The following is a 775-nucleotide window of genomic DNA, read 5'->3' on the forward strand; positions in this document are numbered from 1 at the left end:
CAGCACATCCACCACTTTTCCGAACAGCCGGAGTGCAGCAAGGAATATATGATTGACCTTGCCAATCCAGTCAATCAAAAGGTCTATGTCATTGACGACATCGACCACTCGACCATGCTCTTAGCAGAAGAATATTAAACCCAAACACAAAGCCCTACCGAAGAAAATCGGTAGGGCTATTTTCATTTTACGGAGGAATTACAAATGAGCGAAGAAGTAAAAACCGAACAGGAAGAAACCTTGTATTGTGAGTGCTGTGGCTGTGTCATTGATGACGATGACTACACGGAATGGAATGGGCAAATTATTTGCTCTGACTGTCTGGAAAACCACACCACCACCTGCGAATGCTGCGGCGAACGCATCTGGGACGAGGATGTCTATGGTGACAACGACATCACTCTGTGCAGCCATTGCTACCATCATAGCTACACCAGATGCAGCTGCTGTGATGCTCTTTTGCACGAGGACGATGCCTATTATCTGGACGGCGAGACATACTGCCGTGACTGCTACGAGGACGAATGTGAAGAAAGCAACCTGATTCACGAATACGGCTACAAGCCAAACCCCATTTTCTACGGTGAGGGCAATCGTTACTTTGGCATTGAACTGGAAATTGACGGAGCAGGAAGAGATGACGACTTTGCGGAAGAACTGCTGGACATTGCAAACGCCCACGCCGACCTGCTTTACATCAAGACAGACGGCTCGCTGGACGATGGCATGGAATTGGTTTCGCACCCCTGCACCATGGACTATCACATCAATGAAT

Annotated in this window: 1 protein-coding gene; it reads left to right on the plus strand. The window is 48.1% G+C overall.

Annotation, left to right across the window (positions count from 1 at the left end; genetic code table 11):
• Positions 1-204: 204 nt before the first annotated feature.
• Positions 205-775: LIM domain-containing protein (locus tag RUMCAL_RS12115; RefSeq protein ID WP_021683225.1), on the plus strand; the 571-nt coding region annotated here is incomplete at its 3' end.

Source organism: Ruminococcus callidus ATCC 27760, from assembly GCF_000468015.1.
In the GTDB taxonomy this organism is placed as follows: domain Bacteria; phylum Bacillota; class Clostridia; order Oscillospirales; family Ruminococcaceae; genus Ruminococcus_C; species Ruminococcus_C callidus.